The organism is Leeuwenhoekiella sp. MAR_2009_132, from assembly GCF_000687915.1.
In the GTDB taxonomy this organism is placed as follows: Bacteria; Bacteroidota; Bacteroidia; order Flavobacteriales; family Flavobacteriaceae; genus Leeuwenhoekiella.
Genome location: NZ_JHZY01000004.1, coordinates 2,037,251 through 2,061,614 on the forward strand (window position 1 = coordinate 2,037,251; position 24,364 = coordinate 2,061,614).

Below are 24,364 nucleotides of genomic sequence, written 5' to 3' on the forward strand. Positions count from 1 at the left end.
TAATACACTACAATTTTGATACTTAAATTAGAACAAAAAAGTCCGCATTTATCGGGTGAGGTACGCATAACAGGTTCAAAAAGTGAGAGCAATAGATTGTTATTGCTTCAGGCACTTTATGGCAATTTTGAGATTAATAATCTTTCAAATAGCGACGATAGCGAGGTGATGCAAAAAGCTTTAGCTTCCACAGAAAAAACAATAGATATTCATCATGCGGGCACGGCTATGCGATTTCTAACCGCCTATTTTGCAGCTTACGAAGGTAGAGAAACTTTACTTACAGGTAGCCAGCGTATGAAGGAGCGTCCTATAGGGCTTCTGGTAGAAGCGCTTAGAAGTTTAGGTGCAGATATTACTTATGTAGATGCAGAGGGTTTTGCGCCTTTATTAATTAAAGGTAAAAGACTTACTAAAAATAAAGTATCATTAGCCGCTAACGTGAGTAGCCAATATATATCTGCGCTTATGATGGTGGGTGCTTCATTTGAAAACGGTCTGGAGATAGAATTACTGGGTAAAATAACTTCGGTACCTTATATAGAAATGACGCGTTCTTTATTAACCCAACTTGAAATAGAAAGCAGTTTTGAAGATCAACTTATACGTATAGCACCGGCTCAAAATGTGACTGTTGCGCAAATGACAGTAGAGTCTGACTGGAGTAGTGTTTCCTATTACTACGGCCTGGTTGCACTTTCAGAAACTGCAAAACTTACCTTATCAAGTTATAAAAAGGAAAGTTTACAGGGCGATGCTGTTTTAGCAGAACTTTATACAAAACTTGGTGTAAAAACTACTTTTCTAGAGCATTCGATTATTCTGGAAAAAGAAAAAGATGCTCAACTGAAGCACATATCTTTTGATCTTGCAAACAGCCCCGATATCGCTCAGACAATTGCAGTAACATGTTTTGGTCTGGGGATTTCTTGTGATTTAACGGGACTTCACACCCTAAAAATTAAAGAGACAGATCGCCTTGAGGCCTTAAAAGCAGAACTCAGTAAATTAGGTGCAACTATTGAAGTGACTGATAAATCTCTTCATTTGAACGCTGGTGGAACTTGTGTCGAAAATGTTACCATAAAAACCTATCAGGACCATCGAATGGCGATGGCTTTTGCACCTTTAGCACTAAAAGTTCCAATTATTTTTGAAGATGCTGAGGTTGTAAACAAATCATATCCTGATTTTTGGGCTGATTTTAGGGGGCTGGGCTTCAAAATAGATCAAGTTTAGACTTATACTAAATTAAACCGTGATTTACTTGACAACCCCTACCTTGAGGTTGTATATTTGCACGCTATTTTAAATACCTAAAAAAGACATCCCATGGGAATGAAACTTTCGCATTTTAATTTTGATTTGCCAGACGAGCTGTTAGCTGAATATCCTGCCGAAAATAGGGATGAAGCACGCTTGATGGTTCTTAATCGTAAAACTAAGACTATAGAGCATAAGCTCTTTAAAGATATTATAGATTATTTTGAGCCTAATGATATCATGGTTCTAAATAATACAAAGGTTTTTCCTGCACGTCTTTATGGAAATAAAGAAAAAACCGGTGCTCGTATTGAGGTTTTCTTATTAAGAGAACTTAATTCAGAAACGCGCTTGTGGGATGTACTTGTAGATCCTGCACGTAAAATACGTATCGGTAATAAACTTTATTTTGGTGATGATGAGAGTCTTGTTGCTGAAGTAATAGACAATACAACTTCTAGAGGTAGAACTTTACGTTTTTTATATGATGGTTCTTATCAGGAGTTTAGAAATAAACTTACAGAATTAGGAGAGACACCACTTCCTAAATACATTAAGCGTGAAGTAGAGCCTGAAGATGCAGAGCGTTATCAGACTATTTTTGCAAAAGAAGAAGGTGCTGTTGCTGCGCCTACCGCTGGTTTGCACTTTAGCAAGCACCTATTAAAACGTCTTGAAATTAAAGGTCTAAATTTTGCTGAAGTTACACTTCACGTAGGTTTGGGTACCTTTAGTGCTGTTGAAGTTGAAGATCTTTCTAAGCATAAGATGGATAGTGAAGAAGCTTACATCAAGTCGGAAGCTGTAGAAGTTATCAATAAGGCGATAAGTGAAAAAAGAAAAATTTGCGCAGTAGGTACTACCGTAATGCGTACTTTGGAAAGTGCTGTAAGTTCTAATCGTACACTAAACGAATTTGGTGGGTGGACTAATAAATTTATTTTCCCTCCTTATGACTTTAGTATAGCAAATTGCATGGTGACTAACTTTCATACGCCAAGATCTACGCTAATGATGATGGTGTCTGCTTTCGCTGGTCACGATTTCATGAAACAAGCATATGAAGAAGCAGTAAAAGAGAAATATAAATTCTATACTTACGGGGATGCGATGTTAATCATCTAATTCTAGTTCTAGTTATAATTTTAAAATCCCCGGCAGTAGTGTCGGGGATTTTTTAGTATAAAACTTAAGGCTTAGGCTATAGAAAGCAGCTTGTTAATTGGTAACTTTACAATGTGATACAAACTAAAAAAGATATTCGAGCATTATCCCGTGATGAATTGAGGGATTATTTTGTGGCTCAGGGCGAGAAAGCTTTTAGAGGTAACCAGGTTTATGAATGGTTGTGGAGTAAAGGAGCACATTCTTTTGATGATATGACAAACCTGTCTAAAGAAACCCGTAGTTTCTTAGATACGCACTTTGTGATTAACCACATCAAGGTAGATCAGATGCAGCGCAGTAATGATGGTACGATTAAAAATGCTGTAAAACTTCATGATAATCTTACTGTTGAATCTGTATTAATACCTACAGCCAGTAGAACTACAGCTTGTGTATCTTCACAGGTGGGATGTAGTTTAAATTGTAAATTTTGTGCTACAGCACGTTTAAAACGTATGCGTAATTTAAATCCTGATGAAATATTTGATCAGGTAGTGGCGATAGATCAGCAAAGTAAACTGTATTTTGGAAGGCCGCTTTCTAATATCGTATTTATGGGTATGGGAGAGCCGTTAATGAACTACAATAATGTCATTAAGTCTATAGAGAAAATAACATCTCCAGATGGCTTAGGAATGTCTCCAAAGCGTATTACGGTTTCTACTTCTGGTGTTCCAAAGATTATAAAGAAGATGGCAGATGACGCCGTTAAATTTAATCTTGCTGTTTCGTTGCATTCTGCTTTAGATGAGGTGCGTACAGAAATTATGCCTTTTAATGAGCAAATGCCTTTAATAGAACTTAAAGAAGCGCTCCAATATTGGTATATTAAAACAAAGAAGTTTATAACCTATGAGTATATTGTCTGGGGAGGTATAAATGATCGGGATAAAGATATAGAGGCGTTAATCGAATTTTGCCTGGCAGTGCCAAGTAAAGTAAATTTGATCGAATACAATCCTATAGACGACGGCCAATTTCAACAGGCAGATCCTGAAACCATAAATCGTTATGTTGCAAAACTTGAGGATAGAGGAATTACGGTAACTGTAAGACGTTCGCGTGGTAAAGATATTGATGCTGCCTGCGGACAACTCGCAAACAAAAACGGATAAACAATTAGATCTTTGGTACCATTTATAGGTTTTACTGAAGATTTTTTAAAGTATATAATAACATAAAAAACGAGTGAAAGTAGTCGAACAGATTAAGCAACCTATTGCTCACGAGATGGAACTCTTTGAGCAGAAGTTTTCGCTTTCGATGAAATCAAAAGTGCCGCTTCTCAATCGCATCACCCATTATATTGTTAACCGTAAAGGGAAACAAATGCGACCTATGTTTGTATTTCTGGTAGCCAAAATGCTGGGAGATGAGCGTCTAAACGATCGTACCTATCGGGGTGCTTCTGTCATAGAATTGATACATACAGCTACATTAGTGCACGATGACGTGGTTGATGATAGTTACCGCCGGCGCGGTTTTTTTAGTCTTAACGCACTGTGGAAAAATAAGATTGCTGTTTTAGTAGGTGACTTTCTGCTTTCAAAAGGCTTACTACTTTCTATAGATAATGAAGATTTTGATCTTTTGCAGATTATTTCGGTTGCAGTACGCGAGATGAGCGAAGGTGAATTACTTCAGATTGAAAAAGCACGCAACCTTGATATTACTGAAGAAATTTACTTTGAAATCATACGTCAAAAAACAGCAACATTAATAGCTGCTTGTTGTGCAATGGGTGCTTGCGCCGTGCACGCAGGTAAAAAAGATGTAGAGGCTATGCGTAAATTTGGAGAGCTAATAGGTCTTGCGTTTCAGATTAAAGATGATTTGTTTGATTATGGAACACAGCAAATAGGAAAGCCTACCGGTATAGATATCAAAGAGCAAAAAATGACCCTTCCGTTAATTTATGCTGTAAACAATAGTGATAAGAAACAACGTAAATGGCTTATCAACTCGGTTAAGAATCACAATAAAGACAAAAACCGCGTAAACGAGGTGATTGATTACGTGAAAAAATCTGGAGGTTTAGATTATGCCGTTGATAAAATGGTCTCCCTTCAACAACAGGCATTAAGAATGCTTGATAAATATCCCGAATCTCAATATAAAGATTCACTTATTCTTATGGTGAATTATGTAATTGAACGTAAAAAGTAACACGTTTAGTTTAAAAAGGTAGTAGCACTATAAATCTTCAAAGTGCTTATATAAAGTCGCAGGTCAATTTAAAAATGTCTTTATCTGCAAAGACTTATTTTCAATTCTTTTATTGTGTACTTCATTATATTTTATTTTACTATTGGTTGTTGATAATGAGCAATCTAAAATTAAATTCATTTTTTTTTAATCTCAGGCAACCATTTTATTAAATGCTGCGTCTATATAAGTGAAGGCAGTTTTAAAACCCTCTTTTGTGAAAGTCATTTCATTTTTTAATAACGAGAAACAGCTTATAAAGAAAGCAGCTAACGGAAATCGTGATGCGCAGCGAACACTTTATAATTTGCACGCGCCAAAAATGCTTGGGGTATGCAGGCGGTATTTAAAAGATATTATGCAGGCAGAAGAAGCAATGTGTAATGGGTTTTTAAAAGTATTTAAAAATCTGGAATCCTTTAGAGATGAAGGCAGTTTTGAAGGTTGGATGCGCCGAATAATGGTAAATGAGTCAATTTCCTATTTGCGTAAAGAGCAAAAAATTGTTTTTACTGAATATTCTGAAGAGATTAATGACGCGACGTATAGCCCGCAAGACAGTGACCTTGAAGTTGAGCATATTCAGGCTTTGATAGATGAATTACCAGAGGGCTATCGCGCTGTTTTTGTGTTGTATGCCGTTGAAGGTTTTAAGCATCAGGAAATAGCAAAAATGTTGAGTATTTCAGAAAGTACTTCTAAAACTCAATTGTTTAAAGCCCGAAAATTACTTCAGTACAAATTAAAAGAATCTAATTTATACCTGTATGGCACCGATGAAATTTGAAGAAAACATACGCGAGAAGCTTGAAAAACGGGAGATTAAACCTTCGCCTCTTGCCTGGAAGCGTATTGAAAATGAACTTAATCATTCCGCGAAGCGGAAAAATAAAAGAAGCTACGGTTGGTTAGTTATGGCAGCTAGTTTCGTAGGAATATTAATACTGGCAGGAACGTTATTTTTTAAAAGTGAGATTCCACAAAATCAACAGGTAGTAGAAATTCCCGTAGAAAAAACTACAACCGAAGATAACTTGCCAGAAAACAAGCTTACTGAAAAGCAATTGCCTCATACAGCTAAGGAGGTAGTTGCTGAAGTAGAAAGAGAAGATGCAGTTAAAAAGGTTGCTATACTTCCTGAAAATTCAGTTGTAGTTAAAAAGAATACTGAGGCTGTAGCTTTGTCTCAAAAGACTACAAAAGAGACTAGTTTAGATGCTCCTATTCAGAATTATATTAATGAAGAAGTAGATCAGCTGCTTTTAAAAGTACAGCAGCAGCAAAACACGGGTGTAGCTTATTCTGATGTAGAAATCGATATGCTATTACGCGAAGCGCAACGTGATATAATTACCGAAAAACTATTTAAAAATGCTCAAAATGAAGTAAATGCACAGGCTTTACTTTATGAAGTGGAAGAAGAGTTAGATCCCTCCTTTAGAGACCGCATATTTGAAGCACTTAAAGATGGTTTTTTAAAAGCTAGAGAGGCTGTTGTATCTCGCAATAATTAATATAAATATTCATTCATCAATCTTTGGGAAGCTAATCTCCGTCTATGACGGAGAGCGGTGACCTGAAACTAAATCAAAAATTATGAGAATTTTACTTTTACTTTTTATCGTTGGGCTAAGTTTTGTACCGCAGCTAACATTCGCACAATCTGAAGAAAATACAGAGACTGTAAAACAACTTCAAATTAAAAAAGAAGAGGTTGTAAATCAAGAAAAAGAAGCTTTAAAAACCGAAGTGCTGGCCATTAATAAACGCCTTGCAAATAATGAAATTACAGAAGCCCAAGCAAGCGAATTGAAAAAAGAAGCCGCTAAAAAGCACGCCCGTAATATAGAAGATAAGCTTGCTATTATAGAAAGTCAAATAGATCTGTTAGAGCGTAACGAGGGTGTTGATGACGTTAGCGTTTTCGGTATTTTTATAGGCAAAGACAAGCTCAAATTAGGTGATTCTAGTGAGAAAGAGGTAGTTTATGATCGTCGCACCACTTCAGATCTGGTTCTTGCAATAGGCTTTAATAATGCGATTATTGACGGTCAGGGATTAAACGATTCTCCATATAAAATAGGGGGTAGCCGCTTTTTTGAATTGGGAATTGCCTGGAAAACACGCGTGTTTGATAACTCTAACTTTTTAAGATTGAAATACGGGTTTAGTTTTCAGTTTAATGGGTTGAAGATTGATGACAATCAATATTTAGTGGAGCAGGGAGATCAAACCGTTTTAGAAGCGTACCCTATAAATCTTGACAAAGCTAAATTTAGAATGGATAACCTGGTATTTCCGGTTCATTTTGAATTTGGGCCTTCAACTAAAAGAGAAGGTGATGATTACTTCAGATATTCTACAAAAGATAAATTTAAATTGGGATTAGGTGGTTATGCCGGCTTTAATTTATTGACTATTCAAAAGCTGAAATATGAAGAAAACGGCGAAGATCGTAAGGATAAGTTTAAGCAGAATTTCAACACTAATAATTTCATATATGGTTTGAGTGGTTATGTCGCTTTGGGAGATGTAGCGCTTTATGTGAAATATGATTTGAATACCATTTTTAAAGACAACCCGATTGAGCAACGCAATATTTCCGTGGGTTTACGATTTGATATGGACTAGTGCCTGCAGCACTTGCAAAAAAGATTAATAAGACCTGTACGATAAACTTCGTACAGGTTTTTTATTGTGTAAATTTGTAGGCTTTATTTAATTATAGTACGCGTTAAATTATATAAAATAACTTCTTTGATCTCAAAAACCACCATAGATAATGTATTCGAAACTGCTCGTGTAGAGGAGGTCATAGGTGATTTTGTAAATCTCAAAAAATCGGGTAGTAACTATAAGGGTTTGAGTCCGTTTACAGATGAGCGCTCTCCTAGTTTTATGGTATCGCCGGTAAAACAAATCTGGAAAGATTTTTCGAGTGGAAAGGGAGGTAATGCAGTTGCTTTTCTAATGGAGCACGAGCATTTTACCTATCCTGAAGCCATTAAATACCTGGCTAAAAAGTACAATATTGAGATTGAAGAAACCGAGCAAACAGATGAGCAAAAAGAGCAGGCAGATGAGCGGGAGAGCATGTATGTGGTTTCAGAATACGCAAAAGATTATTTTCACAAAACACTTTTAAATACCGAAGCCGGCAAAGCCATTGGTCTCACTTATTTTAAAGAACGTGGTTTCACTTCAGAGACAATAGAAAAATTTCAGTTAGGATATTCACCAGATGCCTGGGATGCCTTTACCAGTGAAGCGATACGCAAAGGCTATAAGCTAGAGTACTTAGAAAAAACCGGACTTTCTATAGTTAAAGAAGAAAAGCAATTTGACCGTTTTAAAGGTCGCGTGATGTTTCCCATTCAGTCTTTAAGCGGAAGAATTTTAGGTTTTGGAGGGCGTATCTTAACAAATGATAAGAAAGCAGCAAAATACCTAAACAGTCCTGAGAGTGATATTTATCATAAGAGTAAGGTGCTTTATGGTATTTATCACGCAAAGCAAGCTATTGCTAAAGAAGATACCTGTTATCTAGTTGAAGGGTATACAGATGTGATACAAATGCATCAGCTAGGTATTGAGAATGTAGTTTCTTCATCAGGAACTGCACTTACACCAGAGCAAATACGCCTTATAAATCGGCTAACGCCAAATATTACGGTGCTTTTTGATGGAGATGCGGCCGGTCAACGTGCATCGCTAAGAGGAATAGATTTGATCCTTGAGCAGGGGATGAATGTTAAGGTATGCAGTTTTCCTGAAGGAGAAGATCCTGATAGTTTTTCGCGTAAAAATACCTTAACCGAAGTTCAGGATTTTTTAAAGGATAATGCTAAAGATTTTATACAGTACAAAGCCTCTCTCTTAATGGAAGAGGCGCAGGGTGACCCTATAAAAAAGGCTGGCCTTGTTCGGGATATGGTAGAGAGCATTGGTAAAATTCCAGATGTAATTAAACGGGAAATCTACATTCAGGAATGTGCCCGTATTATGGATATTAAAGAAGATGTGCTTTTTAATACGCTGGCGCAAATTCTAACTAAGGGACAAAAAGAAGCTCCTGCTCCTACTAAGCCTAGTGCAGGGCAAATGCAGGTTGTTGAAAAAAAGAAAGCCGAAACAGTTGATCGCCAATTTATTTTAGAGCGTAAGCTTATAGAACTTTTACTGCTCTACGGAAATCAAAAAATTAAGTTTGATGATGTTATTGTAAAAGAAAATGAAGATGGAGATCCTGTTGAGGAGCCGGTTGTATTAGAGCTTGATGTGTATGAGAAAATTTATCTTGATCTTCAGGAAGATGAGACTGAGTTTGCAAATGAGCAGTTTAGAAATCTCTATGTTAAGTTGATTGAAGCGTTGACGCAACAGCGGGAAAATTTTAAAATTGAAACATTTATCAATACCGTAAACCCAGATGAGGGGTCATTAATTTCTGATATCATCTTAAATGAAGATAAGTATGTTTTACACAGGTGGGATACTCAGGAAATCTATGTAAAGCTTAAAAAAGAAACAGTTGCACAAGTAGTTTCTCAAACTGTTCTTTATTTAAGACGTTTTTACGTTTCTCAAAAAATAGAACAACTTGCAGAAGTTGTGAAAACACCCGAAAATTCTTCTATGGAAGTCCTGATGGATATCAAAGATTATCAGGAGCTGAATAAATTTATAGCCCTAAAATTAAATAGGGTAGTTTAGAATTAAAGATCTGAAGTTTGAAGTAAACGTGCTTGTTGAATAAGTTCTGCAAGACTGCTGGCATCTAATTTTTTAAGCAAACGAGTTTTATAGGTGCTTACCGTCTTTTCATTAATATCTAAAGATTCTGCAATGTCTTTATTGCGTTTTCCTGAAGATAATAGATTAAGAACTTCGGTCTCCCGTGTAGAAAGTTTTTTGTAACGATATGCAAGCGAATTGTTTTTAGAAGGGTCTGTATTTGACAACATTTCTACCAGTGCATTGTTTAAGTAAATACCGCCACGAGCCACTTGTATTACGGCTTTTAAAACTGTAGCAGAATCTACAGTTTTGCCTACATAACCCATTGCGCCCGCCTTAATAGCGCTAAGTGCATACATTTCTTCGGGGTGTGTGCTAAAAATCATAATTTTTAATCCCGGAAAATTTCTACGCAATTCTTTAATGGCTGATAAACCTTGTAGATTAGGTAAATCAATCTCCATAATAACGAGATCAGGAACTTGATTTTCTAATGAGGCTGCCAGGTTGTTTCCATCAACAATTACATCTAAAATCTGGTGTTCTGTATTGCGTAAAATATGAGATAAACCATCTGTTATTATGGGATGGTGATCTGCTATTGTAAGTGTAATCATAAGATGGAAAAATTCTTCTAAACAGCTAAAATAGTATGATTTAATTGATCTGCAAATGCTTTTCGGTGTAAGAATAAATTTACAGGTTTAACGTCATTATTCTTTCAAATTAGCCGGAATTTCACAAACAGGAATGGGTTCCATTTTATGTTTGTTAGCATTATTATAGCGCTTATAAATCTCAAAAGCCTCTCTTTGACGTCCTTCAAAATCTGAAGCTGTATGCCCTTTCTCATCTTCAAGCATAGCCCACTCGAGCTCGTCATAACTTGCGCCTATTTGATCTTCATCACTACGATCATCTTGCCATAGCCCATCTGTAGGTTTAGCAACTTGTATGCTTTGAGGCACACCCAGAGCTTTAGCAAGTTCATATACTTCACTTTTCATAAGATTAGCAATAGGACTAAGATCTACTCCGCCATCGCCGTATTTTGTATAAAAGCCCACACCAAAATCTTCTACTTTATTACCAGTACCGGCAACCAGATATTTGTGAATACCTGCAAAGTAATATAACGTGCTCATACGCAAACGTGCTCTTGTATTTGCAAGGCTCAATTCTAATTCTGGACTGGCTGAGATTTCAGGAAGTGCAGCTTTAAAAACTTCAAAAGTTTCGGTTAAATCTGTATTAACATCACTTACGTTTGCAAATCGCTTTTTTAATTGTGCAATATGCTCCTTACCTCGAGTTACATGAGCCGGTGGTTGATGTATAGGCATTTCAACACATAATGTACGTAATCCCGTTCTTGCGCAAAGTGAAGAAGTCACAGCACTATCAATACCGCCGCTAATACCTACTACAAATCCATTAATATTGGCATTAATGGCATACTCTTTTAGCCAGTTTACGATGTGATCAATTACTTTTTCAGTTTGCATAAGAAACAGATTTATTAGATGTAAATACTACCTTTGCGGCGCAATTTTTTGTTATGGTGAAATTACTAAATTTTAAAAAGTTTATTGGAGCGAAGGGGGCTATACTTGGTAGATTTAGCATTTTTTTAGGGCTTTTATTATTTTTAATTACCGCTTGTAAGAAAGATGCAAAATTACCGGATGAAATTTCTAAAATAGCAATAGATGTCCAGGTAGATAGGTTTGATACCAGGTTTGCCAGTGTAGATTCTGCCGGTTTAAAAAACTTAATTGCTGAGTATCCCTATCTGTTTCCCACAGATTATCCTGATGGTTTTTGGGTGGCTAAAATTAAAGATACGATTCAACTTGAGCTAAATACAGAGGTTGCCAAAGCATTTCCTGACGTAGATACTTTAGAGCTTGAGTTAGAAAATCTTTTTAAACACATTAAATACTATTATCCAAAATTTACAGCTCCTGAAGTTGTCACCATAACTTCAGATGTGTCTTATAAGATGCCGGTTATTTTAACAGATAGCTTGTTGCTTATAGGTCTAGATAATTATTTAGGTGCAGAACATCCTTTCTATAATGGAATACAGCGTTTCTATACTCAAAATTTTAGAAAAGAGCAGATAGATGTAAACGTTGCAGATGCATTCGTATTAAAACTAATAAAGCATAAAGGTAATCACAGGTTTCTTGATGAAATGATTTATCACGGAAAGCGACTGTATATGATTCAAGAGCTTTTGACCCTAAAACCGAAACACGAGATTATAGGTTATACTCAAGATCAGTATAACTGGGCTGAGGCAAATGAAGTTGATATCTGGAAATATTTTGTAGAAAATCAATTGCTTTTTGATACAGATAGTAAATTGTTAAGCCGCTTTATAAACCCTGCTCCATTTTCAAAGTTTTATCTTGATTTTGATAATGATAGTCCGCCTAGATTAGGGCGTTATATTGGCTGGCAAATAGTAAAGCGCTATATGGAGCGCAATACAATACCTTTGCAAATGCTTCCCGAAAAAAATACAGATGAGATTTTTGAGAAAGCAAATTATAAACCCCGTAATTAATAACGGTTCATGAAAACTGAAATTAGAATAAACGTAGAACTAGACGCAAATCGAGTACCTGAAAAAATATCGTGGAATGCTCCTGATGGTGGTGTTGCAAACGAACCTGCTAAGGCTTTAATGCTTGCCTTGTGGGATGCAAAAACACAGGAGGCAGCTCGTATTGATTTATGGACAAAAGATATGCCTGTAGATGAGATGAAGGTATTTTTTCATCAAACATTAGTGAGTATGGCTAAAACTTTTCAGCGTGCAACAGATGATGAGAAAATGTCTGCAACGATGATGGATTTCTGTGATTACTTCGCAGAAAAATTAGAATTGAAAAAATAAATGTGAAACTCATATTTGTTTACAATGCCAACTCCGGGAAGCTAGATGGTTATTTGGATAGTCTGCATAAAGTATTAAGTCCTAAAACTTATCCTTGTAGTCTTTGTGATATCACGTATGGAGTTTTAAAAATAAAACCGGAGTGGCAATCTTTTAAGGAGAATACAGATTTAGATTTAGAATTTTATCATTTAGATGAGTTCAAAAATAAATTTGGGCCCGAGGTATTTGCACGGTATGAGTATCCTCTAATTCTCGAAGAAAATAAGAGAACATTGAGGGAGTTTATCTCAAAGGGTGAATTAGATAAATTAAAGAGCGAGAAAGAGCTTATAAGGTTAATTAATTTAAAGACTACTGGTCTTTAAGCTGCTCGTTTATAGATCCTATATATTCTAGAATTTCTTCTTTACCTTCAGAATTAGAGGCGCTGCTTACAAAATAGTTGGGCATTTCTAACCAGGCACCCTCTAGTAAAGCCTGTTTGTAGTTTTCAATATTACGCTCCAGTGCTTTTGGTTTTAATTTGTCTGCTTTGGTAAATATAATAGAGAATGGTATCTGTTTTTCACCCATATACTCCATAAACTCTTTGTCTATAGGCTGAGGATCGTGTCTGCAATCTATAAGTACAAAAGCCGAAACTAACTGTTCACGTTCTTCAAAGTACTGCGTGATAAATTTCTGGAATTCTTTTTTAGCTTTTTTAGATACACGCGCATAACCATAACCGGGTAAATCAACTAAGTACCAGGAATCATTAATAACAAAATGATTTATAAGCTGGGTTTTACCGGGTCTTCCAGACGTCTTTGCTAAATTTTTACGATCGGTAAGCATATTTATTAAGCTAGACTTACCTACGTTTGACCTACCTATAAAAGCATACTCTGGCATTTTATTTTGTGGACATTTTGCCACGTTAGAGTTGCTTACAAGAAATTCAGCAGATTTAATTCGCATGGTCTGTTTTTAGTAATTGCGGTCTTTAAGCCACTGAGATAAAATCTCATTAAATTCAATTGGGCGCTCCATCATCGCTGCATGGCCACATTTATCTATCCAAAATAAATCAGAATCTGGCAGTAGTTTATTAAAATCTTCTGCAACCTCTGGTGGTGTAACATTGTCATTACGACCCCATATTATACATGTAGGCGTGGTCATATGTGGTAAATCCTGAGCCATATTGTGACGTATTGCACTTTTTGCAATAGCTAAGGTTTTGATAAGCTTATTGCGATCATTTACAGTCTCGTAAACTTCATCTACAATTTCTTTAGTAGCGACAGCGGGATCGTAAAATACATCTTCAGCTTTCTTCTTTATATATTCGTAATCTCCACGTTTAGGATAACTTTCTCCCATCGCACTTTCATACAAACCAGAGCTGCCCGTAATTACTAATGCTTTAGTAGCTTCAGGATAAAGCTTTGTGTGTATAAGTCCTATATGACCACCTAAAGAATTACCTAGTAAGATAGGATCTTCATACCCTCTAAGTTTAATAAATTCATTTAAGTAGTTTGCAAATGTTTTAACCCCAGTCTTAATGAGGGGCATCGAGTATAAGGGCAATTCTGGAATTACAATTTTGTAACCAAGCTTTGAAAAATGTTCAGTGACTTCATCAAAATTGCTTAGCCCGCCCATTAGTCCGTGAAGAATAATTATAGGGGTTCCTTCGCCTGCTTCTAGGTAGGTGAATTTTCCCTCGGTTTTTAATTGGTGCTTCATAATTGGTCGGCAAGAGGCTTTCGCACAAATATAGACAATTAGACTAAAATCAAAATTTAAAAATAAAGGGATTGTAGAAGTATGTCTAGTGTTTATCAACAATGAGTTTGCTAACAGGGATATAGCCTACTGTTAAGATTTTAGCAATAGTCAACAAGTGGGTAGACTTATTAACAAAGTGGTAGATTGTGGGAGATTGTGGTAATAAATTCTATATATTTGAAGTTGTAACAATTAAAACCTACAGTATTAGTGCTCAGCCTAATAGGGACATATGAATGTAAAGTTGATGCTAAAGGACGTCTTATGATGCCTTCTGCGTTAAAAAAACAGCTTGCAAAAGAGTTGCAGGAGGGCTTTGTAATAAAGCGTTCGGTTTTTAACTCATGTCTCGAGTTGTGGCCTATGTCTGAATGGGAAGTAATGATGAAAAAGCTTAACGGTCTTAATCGTTTTGTTAAAAAGAATGTAGAGTTTATAAGAAGATTTACTGCGGGAGTAAAGCTTATTGAAGCAGATGCCGCGGGTAGATTGCTTATTCCTAAAGACTTGATTTCGTTTGCTTCAATTTCAAAAGATATTGTGTTAACCTCAGGAGGTAATATAATTGAGATTTGGGATTTAGTAGCTTATGAAGTGGCTGTAAGTGATAATGATGGTGATTTTGCCATGCTTGCAGAACAAGTCATGGGAGATCAAAATGATATAGTAGATGAGTTATCATAATCCAGTATTATTAAAAGAGACAGTAGATGGCCTGGCTATAAAGCCAGATGGTATCTATGTCGATGTGACATTTGGTGGTGGTGGTCACTCAAAAGAGATTTTAAGTCGTCTTGGTGAAAACGGGAAATTATTTGCTTTTGATCAGGATGTTGACGCTCTAGAGAATAAAATAGAAGATCCAAGATTTACTTTAATTCACGAAAATTTTCGATTTGCAAAACGCTTTTTAAGATTTTACGGTGCGGCTAAGGTAGATGGTATATTGGGTGATTTTGGTGTTTCTTCTCACCAATTTGATGTTGCAGAGCGTGGTTTTTCAACGCGTTTTGATGCTGAGTTGGATATGAGAATGAACCAGAAGAGTAAGCTCTCTGCTTATCATGTGGTAAATGAATATGCTGAAGAGGATTTGAGTAGAGTTTTATTGCAGTATGGTGAGTTAAGAAGTGCTCCTAAAATAGCACGTACACTTAGTTCTGCGCGTAAAGATGCACCTATTAAAACTACGGAAGCTTTAAAGAGTGCGTTAAAACCATATTTGCCACTTAATAGAGAGAATAAGGTTTTGGCTCAGGTGTATCAGGCAATTCGTATAGAAGTAAATCAGGAAATCGAAGCGTTAAAAGAGTTTTTAAGTCAGACTGAAGAGCTTCTTAAGCCTGGCGGAAGACTTAGTCTTATTTCGTATCACTCTTTAGAAGACAGGTTGGTGAAGCGTTACATTCGTAATGGATTGTTTGAGGGTGAGCCCGAGAAAGACATGTTTGGCAATTTTACAGTGCCTTTTAAAAAAGTAGGAGGTCTTATTGTTCCTGGTAAAGCTGAGATTAAAGAAAATAATAGAGCACGTAGTGCGAAGTTGCGTATAGCTGAAAAAGTATAGAGCATTTTGAAGCAAGGTATTTACAACATATTAAAAGGTAAGTTTCTTTTTAGCGATGATGCGATGAAGAACTGGCGTATGATCATATTCCTGTCATTTCTGGCAATTATTATGATTGGCAGTTCGCATCGTGCAGATAAAAAAGTACACGAGATATCACGCCTGAGTGCAGAGGTAAAAGAATTGCATAGTGAGTTTGTAGATGCTCGATTAGAAGCGCGCAGATCTAAAATGGAAAGTGTGGTGACACGTAAAGTGTCTGATAGAGGGCTGGCACCATCAATGACGCCGCCTAAAAAAATTAATGTAACAAAAGCACCTTAAGTTCTAATGGCGACTAGCGAAAAGAACATATTAAACCGGATGTATTTAGTGGCAGGAGCTATGTTTCTCTTTGCCTTTTTTGTTGCGTTTAAACTTATTAATATTCAAGTTTCTGAAGGTGATAAGTACAAAGCTTTAGCTGAAGCTCGTACAGAGCGCATGTTTACTATTCCTGCAAATAGAGGTAACCTGTACGCTGGTGATGGTAGTTTGTTGGCAACTTCGGTTCCTAAGTATGATATCCGTTTTGATGCATTGGCACCCACGCAGGCAGATTTTGAAGAACATGTACAGGGTCTTGCAAAAGGCTTGTCTGCAGAATTGGGTAAACCGGTTGAGCATTATATAAGCACGTTACGTAAAGCGCGTGTTAATAAAAACAGATACTTATTATTAGCGAGAAACCTGGGATATTCAAAATATTTAGCAGTAAAAAAATTGCCGTTGTTTAACAAGGGTCCTTATAAAGGCGGTATCATAACTGAGCAGCGTACTGTAAGAGAACATCCATTAGATAAAATTGCCGAGCGTACTATAGGCTACGATCGTTTAACCGAATATGGCAGATACAGTGAAGCAGGTCTTGAAGGTGCTTTTGGGACATATTTAAGAGGGAAAGAGGGTAAGCGTTTAAAGCAGCGTATTGCTAAAGGACAATGGAAACCTATAGGTGATGATAACATTGTAGAGCCACAAGATGGTTATGATGTAATCTCTACAATAGATGTAAACATTCAGGATATTGCACATCATGCTTTGCTAGAATCTTTAGAGAAGTTTCAGGCAGATCACGGTTGTGTTGTAGTAATGGAAACGAAGACGGGAGAGGTGAAGGCGATTTCTAATCTGGGTCGTATGGAACATGGCGGCTATTATGAAGATCGTAATTATGCGGTGTACGAGTCTGCAGAACCGGGATCGACTTTTAAGTTGATGTCTATGGTGGCTGCTTTAGAAGATAAAGTAATAGATAGTAGCGATGTAGTAGATACTGAGAATGGTCGCGTTAAATTTTACAACCGTACGGTTTATGATTCGCATTGGGGAGGTTATGGTAAAATAAGTGCCGCTAAAGCATTTGAACTTTCTTCAAATACAGCATTTGCAAAAATGATTAATGAAAATTATAAAGACGACCCTAAGCGTTTTCTTAAGCGTCTTTATAATATGGGTCTTAATGATAAATTAGGATTAGAGATAAAAGGAGAAGGAGCGCCACGGTTCCCATATCCGGGTGATGCAAACTGGTACGGGACAACATTACCCTGGATGGCTTTTGGTTATGGAGTTTCATTAACGCCGCTTCAAACACTTACATTTTATAATGCCATTGCTAATAATGGTGAGATGGTAAAACCCCGTTTTATTAAAGAGATAAAAAAATGGGATGTTTCAGTAGAGAAATTTGAAAAACAGGTAATTAATCCGGCGATTTGTTCACAGACCACTATTAATAAGGTAAAAGATATGATGCTGCACGTGGTAGAGCGCGGTACAGCAAGTAACATCTATTCTAAAGATTTTTCTATGGCCGGCAAAACAGGAACGTGCCAGACAGAATACTGGTTAGAAGAGGGTAAATACATAGCTTCATTTGCAGGTTATTTCCCGGCAGATGATCCTAAGTACTCCTGTATTGTGGTTATTCACAAACCTAAAAAGAGTTTAGGGTATTACGGAAATATTGTTTCGGCACCTGTATTTAGAAAAATCGCTCAAAAGATTTATAGTGATACCCCCATAAGTGATGAGGTGAGATTAGCCGAAACAAATACAAAACCTGTAGTTTCTGATTATGAAGGATATTACAAAATGTCGCAAAACAAAGCGCAAACCATACCTAATGTTAAAGGTATGAGCGGGATGGATGCAGTATCTATTCTTGAGAATCTAGGATTGCAAGTAGAATATAGAGGTAACGGTAAAGTGAGAGAACAATCTTTAAAAGCCGGACAAAAACTGAGTAAGAACCAAAAAATCATTTTACAGCTGTCGTGATTTTATTAAAAGACATATTGTATAAAGTGACCTTAGAGTCTGTAACGGGCAATCCTAATGTGCCTGTGAATGAGGTGCATTTTGATTCACGTAAAGTGGGCTTAAATGATGTTTTTGTGGCTGTAAAAGGTACGCAAAGCAATGGTCATGAGTATATAACAAAAGCAGAAGAGCAAGGTGCAATTGCAATTATTTGTGAGGATATGCCTTCTAAATTTGTAAATGGAATAACGTATGTGCAGACTTCAGACTCTGCTAAGGCTCTTGCTATTATCGCTTCTAATTATTACAACAATCCGTCAGAAAATTTAAAGTTAGTGGGGATTACCGGTACTAACGGTAAGACTACTATAGCCACATTATTATATCAGCTCTTTACAAAAGCAGGTTTTAAAACCGGTTTACTTTCTACAGTGCGTGTTATGGTTGCAGATCAAGAATATGCTGCCACTCATACCACGCCAGACTCACTTACAATCAATAAATATTTAGCAGAAATGAATGCTGAAGGTATTGAGTACTGCTTTATGGAAGTTAGCTCTCACGGTATTCATCAAATGCGCACTGAAGGCTTGCGTTTTGAAGGAGGAATTTTTACAAACCTTACGCACGACCATCTTGATTACCACAACAGTTTTGCAGAATATAGAGATGTAAAGAAATCATTTTTTGACAAGTTACCTAAAGATGCGTTTGCGCTTGTAAATATAGATGATCGCAATGGGCAGATTATGCTTCAAAATACGCAGGCAAAAAAAATAACCTACGCTCTTAAATCGTATGCTGACTATAGAGCACAAATTTTAGAAAATCAGTTTACAGGTTTATTACTTAAGGTAAATGAGACTGAAGTGTGGGTAAAACTCATTGGTTCTTTCAATGCTTATAACGTACTGGCTATTTATGCCGCAGCAGAGTTACTGGGTTTAACGCAGATTGAAGCACTTCAGTATTTGTCTGAATTAACTAGTGTAAGCGGAAGATTTCAGTATTTAATTTCAGCAAAAAAAATTACAGCGATTGTAGATTATGCACATACACCAGATGCATTAAAAAACGTGCTTGAGACGATTAATGACATCCGTACAAAAAATGAAAACCTGATCACGGTTGTAGGCTGTGGTGGTGACCGAGATCGCACTAAGCGTCCTGTTATGGGCAAGATTGCGGCAGCTTTAAGTACAAAGGTAATTTTCACGAGTGACAACCCACGTAGTGAAGATCCTGAGGCTATAATTGAAGAAATAGAAAAAGGTGTAGAACCTCTAGATTATAAAAAGACACTTTCAATTACGTCACGAAAACAAGCTATTAAAACGGCTTGTCAAATGGCAGAAGAGAATGATATCATCTTAATCGCCGGGAAAGGTCATGAAACCTACCAGGAGATAAAAGGAGAGCGAACCGATTTTGATGATTTCAAAATTGTGCAAGAACTGTTAACTGAACTGAATAAATAAGTCAAAAACGCACATCGCGTAATTGAATTTTTAAAAATATGCTGTTTTACTTTTTTGAATATTTAGAGCGTACATACAACTTCCCGGGAGCAAGTCTCTTTGGGTTCATTACGTTTAGGGCGGCTATTGCGATTTTAATGTCGTTAGCAATCTCGACAATTTGGGGAAAGCGCATCATTGTTTATTTACAACGTAAACAATTGGGTGAATCTATACGAGATCTTGGTTTAGAAGGTCAGGTAGAAAAGGCAGGTACTCCTACAATGGGAGGTTTAATTATAATTCTTGCAACGTTAATACCGGTTTTATTGCTTGCTAAACTCGAGAATATTTATGTCATTCTTTTAATTGTAACCACCCTGTGGATGGGGGCCATTGGTTTTATGGATGACTACCTAAAAATTAAAAAGAAAAACAAAGAAGGACTTCAGGGAAAGTTTAAAATATTTGGTCAGATAGGACTGGGTGTTATTGTAGGGGCAACCATGTTTTTTCACCCGGGAATTACAGTAAAAAAAGAATTAGCAAATAACCCGGTTCAACAAGAAGAGTTAGTTGATAGCAGCGCGCGTGAATTTTCTTCGGAAGAAAAAGCATTGACAACAACTATCCCGTTTGTCAAAAACAATGAGATAGACTACAGTATTCTGGTAAGTTGGTTAGGTCCAGATTATTTAAAATACTCGTGGTTGCTGTTTATACCTATTGTGATTTTTATTGTGACAGCAGTTTCTAATGGTGCAAATCTCACCGATGGTATAGATGGACTCGCAGCGGGTTCTTCGGCTATAATTGTGTTGACCCTGGGGATTTTTGCATGGGTTTCTGGTAACATCATATTTAGTGATTATTTAGATGTTATGTATATCCCGAGATCTGGGGAGATGGTAATTTTTATAACCGCTTTTGTGGGAGCCTTAGTTGGTTTTCTTTGGTACAACACCTATCCGGCTCAAGTGTTTATGGGAGATACTGGGAGTTTAACTATTGGAGGGATTATCGCAGTGATCGCAATTGCGATTCGTAAAGAATTACTAATACCTATACTTTGCGGAATTTTCTTTATGGAAACCCTGTCAGTAATGTTGCAAGTGAGCTGGTTTAAATACACCAAGAAAAAATCTGGTGAAGGGCGTCGTATATTTTTAATGTCACCCTTGCATCATCATTACCAGAAGAAAGGGATTCATGAGAGTAAGATTGTTACCCGTTTTTGGATTATTGGCATTTTACTAGCCATTATCACGATTGTAACCTTAAAAGTTAGGTAGATGAAACGGTTAGTGGTTTTAGGAGGTGGAGAGAGCGGAGTAGGGACCGCGATTTTAGGTAAAAAGCAAGGGTTTGAAGTTTTTGTATCTGACTTCGGGAAGATAAAAGCTAAATACCGCGACGTTCTTAAAGAGTTTGAGATTGAATGGGAAGATGACGGTCATACCGAAGCTAAAATCTTAAATGCAGACTTGGTTATGAAAAGTCCGGGGATTCCTGATAAAGCACCATTAATAAAAGCCCTGGTAGCTAACGGAGTTTCGGTGATCTCAGAAATTGAGTTTGCTGCGAGATATACTAAAGCTACTTTGGTAGGTATTACAGGAAGCAATGGTAAGACCACCACGACTATGCTTATGGCGCATATTTTAAAGCAGGCAGGTTTAAAGAGCGTGGCTGCCGGAAATATAGGTGACAGTTTTGCAAAATGGGTTGCGGTAGATGATCAGGATTATTATGCCCTCGAGATTAGTAGCTTTCAATTAGATGGAATCACCAGTTTTGCGCCGCACATCGCCATACTCATGAATATTACGCCAGATCATCTGGACAGATATGAATACGAATTTGAAAATTATATCCGGTCAAAATTCCGCATAGCGGAAAATCAAACCGAAAATGATTTTTTGATTTACGATGCAGATGACCCCGTGATTACAGAATGGTTAGAAAAGCACCCGGTCAAATCGACACTGATGCCTTTTTCAATATCAAAAGAACTAAAACAAGGAGCGTTTTACGCTAACGAAGAAATAAACATATTAACTGACGATACGAGAATGACTATGTCAACAAAAAAATTAGAAATAAAAGGTGCTCATAATACTAAAAATGCAATGGCAGCAGCGACAGCTTCTCGACTACTAAGTATTCGTAAAGCTACTATACGAGAATCTTTAGAAGGTTTTCAAGGTGTAGAACATCGCTTAGAACACGTATTAAAGATTAATAACGTGTCATATATAAATGATTCAAAAGCAACTAACGTAAATGCTACATTTTATGCCTTAGACAGCATGAGTGCACCTACAGTTTGGATAGTGGGTGGTGTAGATAAGGGGAATGACTATAAAGACCTTTTTCCCTTAGTGAACGAGAAAGTGAAAGCTATAATTTGCCTGGGTGTAGATAATGCCAAATTGTTACACACCTTTGGTAACATGGTAGAAACTATTATTGAGACCGAATCTATTTCTGAGGCGGTTAAAATCGCATATAAGTTAACAGATAAGGGAGATAATGTATTGTTATCACCAGCTTGTGCAAGTTTTGATTTGTTTGAAAATTACGAGGATCGTGGTAGACAATTCAAAAATGCAGTAAGAAATTTATAAAACTGAATCTTTAATTAGAAACTAAGAAGCTAAGTTGAGTACATCAAAAAACATATTTGCCACTTTAAAAGGAGATCGCTCTATATGGGCTATCACTGCATTTTTGGCGTTGTTTTCTTTTTTACCGGTATTTAGTGCTAGTAGTAATCTTGCTTATTTGTATGGTGGTAATGGGGATACATTCCCATATTTATTACGTCATTTTATGCATTTGGTTTTGGGTTTTGCGATTATTTATGGCATACACAAAGTGCCCTCGCATTATTTTAAAGGCCTCTCAATTATAGGTATCCCTATCGTAATTATTCTTTTGATAATTACAATGGCTCAGGGTACGGTGATAGACGGCTCTAATGCCAGTAGATGGATTAAAGTGCCATTTGTTGGGATTACGTTTCAAACTTCTACGCTGGCTTCGGTTGTATTGATGATTTATATAGCACGCTATCTTTCTCGAATTAAGGATAAAACAATCACCTTTAAAGAGAGTATTTTGCCGCTTTGGGTGCCTGTTGCGCTTATTTTAGGAATGATATTGCCGGCTAACTTTTCTACTACTGCAATCATATTTGTAATGGTATTAACGCTGGTTTTTCTGGGAGGATATCCCATCAAATATTTATCGATTATTGTAGCCACAGGTTTGCTCGCATTAACTTTATTTATTCTCGCAGCAAAAGCATTTCCGGGAGTTTTTCCTAACCGCGTTGATACGTGGATTAGTCGTATAGACAGTTTTTCTGATGATGAAGACAGCGAGGGTGATTACCAGATTGAGAAAGCAAAAATAGCGATTGCAACCGGTGGTCTTGTAGGTATGGGCCGGGCAAAAGTATTCAGAAGAATTTTTTACCCCAGTCATCTTCAGATTTTATCTATGCGATAATTGTTGAAGAATTTGGTCTAATAGGCGGGTTAACGCTTTTAGTAATGTATTTACTATTGCTTTTTAGAATACTGGTTATTGCTAACAAAGCGCCAACTGTATTTGGTAAACTGGCTGTTATAGGAGTAGGTATTCCTATTGTATTTCAGGCATTAATTAATATGGCTGTAGCTGTAGAATTATTTCCGGTTACGGGACAAACATTGCCGCTTGTAAGTAGTGGTGGTACTTCAATCTGGATGACCTGCTTAGCGATAGGCATTATACTTAGCGTAAGTGTAAAACGAGATGAAGTGCGAGTTAAGGAAGAAGACGAGATGAATCCGCTTGATATTTTAAGCGAAACGATTTAAAAGACATTAATAAGATTTGAAAAACTATAAATTCATACTATCAGGTGGCGGAACCGGCGGGCATATTTACCCGGCTATTGCTATTGCAGAGGCTTTAAAAGAAAAATATCCGCAAGCGGAATTTCTCTTTGTAGGGTCTCAGGATCGTATGGAAATGGAAAAAGTACCGGCAGCCGGCTATACGATTGAAGGATTATGGATCGCAGGTTTGCAACGTAAACTCACCTGGTCAAACTTAATGTTTCCATTTAAATTAATGAGTAGTTTGTTCAAGTCTGCTAAGATAATTAGAAGGTTTAAGCCTGATGCAGTTATAGGAACCGGTGGTTTTGCAAGCGGACCGTTACTGGAGATGGCAACACGTTTAAAAGTACCCGCATTAATTCAAGAGCAAAATAGTTTTGCAGGTATTACCAATAAACTTTTAGCTAAAAAAGTGCAGAAGATTTGTGTAGCTTATGAAAATATGCAGCAATTCTTTCCGCAGCAAAAAATTGTAATTACAGGTAATCCTGTGCGTCAGGATTTATTAGATATAGATTCTAAACGAAATGAAGCACTAGAAAAATTTAAGCTTGATAGCTCTAAAAAAACTCTTCTAATTCTTGGTGGGAGCTTAGGAGCTCGGGCAATAAATAAATTAATAGATCAGGAATTACAATTTATTTTAGATAAAGACGTACAGGTTTTATGGCAATGCGGTAAGATGTATTTTGAAGAATATAAAACACACAATACTGCCAGTAATGTACAGGTTGTACCTTTTATTGATAAGATGGATTTAGCGTATGCAGCTGCAGATGTAATCATAAGCAGAGCAGGTGCAGGATCTGTTTCTGAACTAGCACTTGTAGGAAAGCCTGTGATTTTTATTCCATCACCTAATGTAGCAGAAGATCATCAAACTAAAAATGCAGAAGCCATTGTCGCTAAAGACGCTGCGATTTTAATCAAGGAAAGCGAACTGGCAACAGTTTTTAAAACTGAATTTTCAAAGCTAGTTTCAGATGAAGACAGACAGCAGGTTTTGGGCTCAAATTTTAAAAAATTAGCATTGCCTGAGGCCACTCAAAAAATTGTAAACGAAGTAGAAAGGCTACTTAATAAATAATAA

General features: G+C 36.7%; 23 protein-coding genes and 1 pseudogene. 20 read left to right on the plus strand and 4 right to left on the minus strand.

Annotated elements, in window-relative coordinates; translation table 11 throughout:
- Positions 1–15: 15 nt before the first annotated feature.
- The 8 genes from P164_RS17155 (at position 16) to dnaG (ending at position 9,348) form a co-directional block, all read left to right on the plus strand.
- A complete protein-coding gene (locus tag P164_RS17155) occupies positions 16–1,239 on the plus strand; it encodes a 3-phosphoshikimate 1-carboxyvinyltransferase (RefSeq protein WP_028377549.1) in 1,224 nt (407 codons plus the stop codon).
- Positions 1,240–1,338: 99 nt separating this feature from the next.
- Complete coding sequence (gene queA / locus P164_RS17160; RefSeq protein ID WP_028377550.1) at positions 1,339–2,388, plus strand: tRNA preQ1(34) S-adenosylmethionine ribosyltransferase-isomerase QueA; 1,050 nt, start codon at positions 1,339–1,341, stop codon at positions 2,386–2,388.
- Positions 2,389–2,501: 113 nt separating this feature from the next.
- Complete coding sequence (gene rlmN / locus P164_RS17165) at positions 2,502–3,545, plus strand: 23S rRNA (adenine(2503)-C(2))-methyltransferase RlmN (protein WP_028377551.1); 1,044 nt, start codon at positions 2,502–2,504, stop codon at positions 3,543–3,545.
- A gap of 73 nt (positions 3,546–3,618) precedes the next feature.
- The gene (locus P164_RS17170; RefSeq protein WP_028377552.1) at positions 3,619–4,596 is read left to right on the plus strand and encodes a polyprenyl synthetase family protein; all 978 of its coding nucleotides are present in this window, start codon (positions 3,619–3,621) and stop codon (positions 4,594–4,596) included.
- A gap of 256 nt (positions 4,597–4,852) precedes the next feature.
- Entirely contained in the window at positions 4,853–5,422 is a 570-nt protein-coding gene (locus tag P164_RS17175) for an RNA polymerase sigma factor (RefSeq protein WP_028377553.1), read from the plus strand.
- Positions 5,403–6,149, plus strand: a complete 747-nt coding sequence (locus P164_RS17180; RefSeq protein ID WP_125411792.1) for a hypothetical protein — start codon at positions 5,403–5,405, stop codon at positions 6,147–6,149. Before P164_RS17175 ends, P164_RS17180 begins: the two co-directional genes overlap by 20 nt.
- Positions 6,150–6,231: 82 nt before the next feature.
- On the plus strand, positions 6,232–7,266 hold the full coding sequence (locus tag P164_RS17185) for a hypothetical protein (protein ID WP_028377555.1): 1,035 nt from the start codon (positions 6,232–6,234) through the stop codon (positions 7,264–7,266).
- Between the two features lie 126 nt (positions 7,267–7,392).
- On the plus strand, positions 7,393–9,348 hold the full coding sequence (dnaG, locus tag P164_RS17190) for a DNA primase (protein WP_028377556.1): 1,956 nt from the start codon (positions 7,393–7,395) through the stop codon (positions 9,346–9,348).
- Between the two features lie 2 nt (positions 9,349–9,350).
- On the opposite strand, the gene P164_RS17195 is transcribed toward dnaG, so the two are convergent.
- Positions 9,351–9,989: a response regulator gene (locus P164_RS17195; protein ID WP_028377557.1), complete on the minus strand. Its 639-nt coding sequence runs from the start codon at positions 9,987–9,989 to the stop codon at positions 9,351–9,353.
- Positions 9,990–10,085: 96 nt separating this feature from the next.
- Complete coding sequence (gene nadE / locus P164_RS17200; protein ID WP_028377558.1) at positions 10,086–10,877, minus strand: NAD(+) synthase; 792 nt, start codon at positions 10,875–10,877, stop codon at positions 10,086–10,088.
- Positions 10,878–10,930: 53 nt separating this feature from the next.
- On the opposite strand from nadE, the gene gldB reads away from it, so the two are divergent.
- Genes gldB through P164_RS17215 form a run of 3 tightly spaced genes read left to right on the plus strand, consistent with a single transcriptional unit; the run spans position 10,931 to position 12,645 of the window.
- Positions 10,931–11,944, plus strand: coding sequence for a gliding motility lipoprotein GldB (gldB, locus tag P164_RS17205; protein ID WP_051621392.1), 1,014 nt, complete (start codon positions 10,931–10,933; stop codon positions 11,942–11,944).
- Between the two features lie 9 nt (positions 11,945–11,953).
- Entirely contained in the window at positions 11,954–12,277 is a 324-nt protein-coding gene (gene gldC / locus P164_RS17210; protein WP_028377560.1) for a gliding motility protein GldC, read from the plus strand.
- 2 nt (positions 12,278–12,279) lie between these two features.
- Entirely contained in the window at positions 12,280–12,645 is a 366-nt protein-coding gene (locus P164_RS17215; RefSeq protein ID WP_028377561.1) for a hypothetical protein, read from the plus strand.
- Here P164_RS17215 and yihA read toward each other — a convergent pair.
- Positions 12,632–13,240, minus strand: a complete 609-nt coding sequence (yihA, locus tag P164_RS17220; protein ID WP_028377562.1) for a ribosome biogenesis GTP-binding protein YihA/YsxC — start codon at positions 13,238–13,240, stop codon at positions 12,632–12,634. The genes P164_RS17215 and yihA overlap by 14 nt on opposite strands.
- Before the next feature lie 9 nt (positions 13,241–13,249).
- Positions 13,250–14,014, minus strand: a complete 765-nt coding sequence (locus P164_RS17225; protein WP_028377563.1) for an alpha/beta fold hydrolase — start codon at positions 14,012–14,014, stop codon at positions 13,250–13,252.
- A 252-nt stretch (positions 14,015–14,266) separates the two neighbouring features.
- Here P164_RS17225 and P164_RS17230 point away from each other — a divergent pair, with 252 nt between their 5' ends.
- The 9 genes and pseudogenes from P164_RS17230 (at position 14,267) to murG (ending at position 24,361) form a co-directional block, all read left to right on the plus strand.
- Positions 14,267–14,740, plus strand: a complete 474-nt coding sequence (locus P164_RS17230) for a division/cell wall cluster transcriptional repressor MraZ (RefSeq protein WP_028377564.1) — start codon at positions 14,267–14,269, stop codon at positions 14,738–14,740.
- Positions 14,727–15,623 (plus strand): 16S rRNA (cytosine(1402)-N(4))-methyltransferase RsmH, encoded by an 897-nt coding sequence (rsmH, locus tag P164_RS17235; RefSeq protein ID WP_028377565.1) that lies wholly within the window; start codon positions 14,727–14,729, stop codon positions 15,621–15,623. Before P164_RS17230 ends, rsmH begins: the two co-directional genes overlap by 14 nt.
- 6 nt (positions 15,624–15,629) lie before the next feature.
- Positions 15,630–15,947, plus strand: coding sequence for an FtsL-like putative cell division protein (locus P164_RS17240; RefSeq protein ID WP_028377566.1), 318 nt, complete (start codon positions 15,630–15,632; stop codon positions 15,945–15,947).
- Between the two features lie 6 nt (positions 15,948–15,953).
- Positions 15,954–17,945, plus strand: coding sequence for a penicillin-binding protein (locus tag P164_RS17245; RefSeq protein ID WP_028377567.1), 1,992 nt, complete (start codon positions 15,954–15,956; stop codon positions 17,943–17,945).
- Positions 17,942–19,405, plus strand: a complete 1,464-nt coding sequence (locus tag P164_RS17250; protein WP_028377568.1) for a UDP-N-acetylmuramoyl-L-alanyl-D-glutamate--2,6-diaminopimelate ligase — start codon at positions 17,942–17,944, stop codon at positions 19,403–19,405. The genes P164_RS17245 and P164_RS17250 overlap by 4 nt, the downstream gene beginning before the upstream one ends.
- Before the next feature lie 38 nt (positions 19,406–19,443).
- Entirely contained in the window at positions 19,444–20,676 is a 1,233-nt protein-coding gene (gene mraY / locus P164_RS17255; RefSeq protein ID WP_028377569.1) for a phospho-N-acetylmuramoyl-pentapeptide-transferase, read from the plus strand.
- A complete protein-coding gene (gene murD / locus P164_RS17260; RefSeq protein WP_028377570.1) occupies positions 20,677–22,011 on the plus strand; it encodes a UDP-N-acetylmuramoyl-L-alanine--D-glutamate ligase in 1,335 nt (444 codons plus the stop codon). It abuts the gene before it with no gap.
- Between the two features lie 34 nt (positions 22,012–22,045).
- A pseudogene (locus P164_RS17265) lies at positions 22,046–23,250 on the plus strand (FtsW/RodA/SpoVE family cell cycle protein).
- A 16-nt stretch (positions 23,251–23,266) separates the two neighbouring features.
- Positions 23,267–24,361 (plus strand): undecaprenyldiphospho-muramoylpentapeptide beta-N-acetylglucosaminyltransferase, encoded by a 1,095-nt coding sequence (gene murG / locus P164_RS17270; RefSeq protein ID WP_028377571.1) that lies wholly within the window; start codon positions 23,267–23,269, stop codon positions 24,359–24,361.
- Positions 24,362–24,364 lie beyond the last annotated feature (3 nt).

Coding starts and splice junctions, on each gene's coding strand:
- queA (WP_028377550.1), top strand. CDS start 1,339: ATGAAACTTTCGCATTTTAATTTTGATTTGCCAGACGAGCTGTTAGCT.
- P164_RS17180 (WP_125411792.1), top strand. CDS start 5,403: ATGGCACCGATGAAATTTGAAGAAAACATACGCGAGAAGCTTGAAAAA.
- P164_RS17185 (WP_028377555.1), top strand. CDS start 6,232: ATGAGAATTTTACTTTTACTTTTTATCGTTGGGCTAAGTTTTGTACCG.
- P164_RS17195 (WP_028377557.1), bottom strand. CDS start 9,989: ATGATTACACTTACAATAGCAGATCACCATCCCATAATAACAGATGGT.
- nadE (WP_028377558.1), bottom strand. CDS start 10,877: ATGCAAACTGAAAAAGTAATTGATCACATCGTAAACTGGCTAAAAGAG.
- gldB (WP_051621392.1), top strand. CDS start 10,931: ATGGTGAAATTACTAAATTTTAAAAAGTTTATTGGAGCGAAGGGGGCT.
- gldC (WP_028377560.1), top strand. CDS start 11,954: ATGAAAACTGAAATTAGAATAAACGTAGAACTAGACGCAAATCGAGTA.
- yihA (WP_028377562.1), bottom strand. CDS start 13,240: ATGCGAATTAAATCTGCTGAATTTCTTGTAAGCAACTCTAACGTGGCA.
- P164_RS17225 (WP_028377563.1), bottom strand. CDS start 14,014: ATGAAGCACCAATTAAAAACCGAGGGAAAATTCACCTACCTAGAAGCA.
- rsmH (WP_028377565.1), top strand. CDS start 14,727: ATGAGTTATCATAATCCAGTATTATTAAAAGAGACAGTAGATGGCCTG.
- P164_RS17245 (WP_028377567.1), top strand. CDS start 15,954: ATGGCGACTAGCGAAAAGAACATATTAAACCGGATGTATTTAGTGGCA.
- mraY (WP_028377569.1), top strand. CDS start 19,444: ATGCTGTTTTACTTTTTTGAATATTTAGAGCGTACATACAACTTCCCG.
- murD (WP_028377570.1), top strand. CDS start 20,677: ATGAAACGGTTAGTGGTTTTAGGAGGTGGAGAGAGCGGAGTAGGGACC.